Source organism: Mesorhizobium sp. LNHC229A00, from assembly GCF_000502415.1.
GTDB lineage: Bacteria > Pseudomonadota > Alphaproteobacteria > Rhizobiales > Rhizobiaceae > Mesorhizobium.
In genome coordinates this window covers 1-1525 of the sequence record NZ_AYWQ01000075.1, presented here as the reverse complement: position 1 = coordinate 1525, position 1525 = coordinate 1, and the positions used below count along the sequence as shown (strand labels likewise).

Sequence of the window (1525 nt, the reverse complement as noted above, 5' to 3'; positions counted from 1 at the left end):
ATGTCCCCACTTCGCCGCCACCGACCGCTTCGTTACAGCGCTCACCGGTTTGTGATTGAAGAGCGCCTCTTCCCTGCGGGCGTCAGATATTGGCGAACACGGTCGCCGCATCCGATCTCCCCACACGGGGGGAGATCGGCAGCGTCACTGTGTCAGCAGCGTCTCGGATGCCCGCTTGTTAAAGGCGCACTTGCCCATCACGCTGTAAAAGAAGTCTGCGTTCGTAACGTCTGGAAGTGGAGGATTGTTGCCGCCGTCTTCCCATGCCTGGTCGCTGGTCTCGCTGCAGGGCACAGCGGCGAAGATGTCGACGATTGTGTTGCTGTTGACCTCGACGGGAAGGTATTTGGAAGGGCTCAGGGCCTTTTGTGCCGCAGTGCTGTACCCGGCACCGAGGTAGAGCCGATTCGATGTGCTTGCACTATTCGACTTGAGGGGGTTGACCGGTCCGGACGGCACATCCATCTGCAGATAGACCTGGTCCATCATGCTCACGTCGACTGTTGCACCACTGCTGTTTCCGGCGGAATTCGTGGTCGCGCACGTCGTCTTGAAATAGATGGTGGAGCCGGTCGTATTTCCGCTTTTTGCTACCGAGGTGCTTCTGTAAGTTCCCGCAGTCGGAGTGAAATCGGTTGTTTGTCCTACTGGCGTGCACACTTGGCTCTGAACCACCTTCTCGGTTGTCCCCGAGACCGTGGAAATAGTGGTCGTACCGTAACCTTTCGGGTCGGCAGCGGTATAAGTCTTACCCCCGCTCGTATAGGAATAATTATACGCCTTGTAGGCGTAGTTTATCTTCATCATGGCGGTAGCCGTTGTATTGGAGTTCCAACCAAACGGAAGGCCGTACAGGGTCATGGTTTTGTTCCAGTAGCCTGAAACGTGATCGACGTTGAAGGTAGCTTCGACCAGCGCTGGCGTCTTGCTCACAGCCGAGGAGACGCCGACTGGTACGGTGTCGATCCTGGCGATCTGCATAAAAAGGGTCGGCATGGCGAAATTCGCCGAGGCCTGCGCGGTGGCGGTGCCATCGGCGGCGACGGTGAAAGTGTTCAGTGTCGAGTCGCCCTGTCCACCGTTGGCCACGTAGGAAGCCTGCATCGCCACCTGGCGCTGCGCTTTTGTCGAAGCCGTATCCATCGTGGTAATCGACAGGATCGCGGCATCGAGTGCCGCTTGCTCGGTCGACCGGGTCTGCACCGCAGAGGTGTAGTCGACCGCAAAGCCAACCGCGCTGATTAGCGGGATCATGCTGAGGACAACTATGGGCGCGAACGAGCCGCTCCTTGAGCTGACAAACCTACCTGCTAACCCCCGCATGCCTTGATCCTTACAAACGAATATCTCTCCGGCTAACATGGCAGTCGCAAATTATGCTCTAACGGACTTGGTTAATGTTTATCGATCTTTCGGCAAAGTCCCGTGAAAGACCGACAAGCCCGGCGCGTAACTTTGACGCCGGAATTGGTGCACGCAACGCGGGTGGATTCCCCTCCCCTTGTAAGATCCGCGGGTACGCCCG

At 57.4% G+C, this 1525-nt stretch carries 1 protein-coding gene; it reads right to left on the bottom strand.

Annotated elements, in window-relative coordinates; translation table 11 throughout:
- Positions 1–144: 144 nt before the first annotated feature.
- Positions 145–1323 carry a TadE/TadG family type IV pilus assembly protein gene (locus X742_RS140530; RefSeq protein ID WP_023781997.1) on the bottom strand — a complete coding sequence of 393 codons (1179 nt, stop codon included), beginning with the start codon at positions 1321–1323 and terminating at the stop codon, positions 145–147.
- Positions 1324–1525 lie beyond the last annotated feature (202 nt).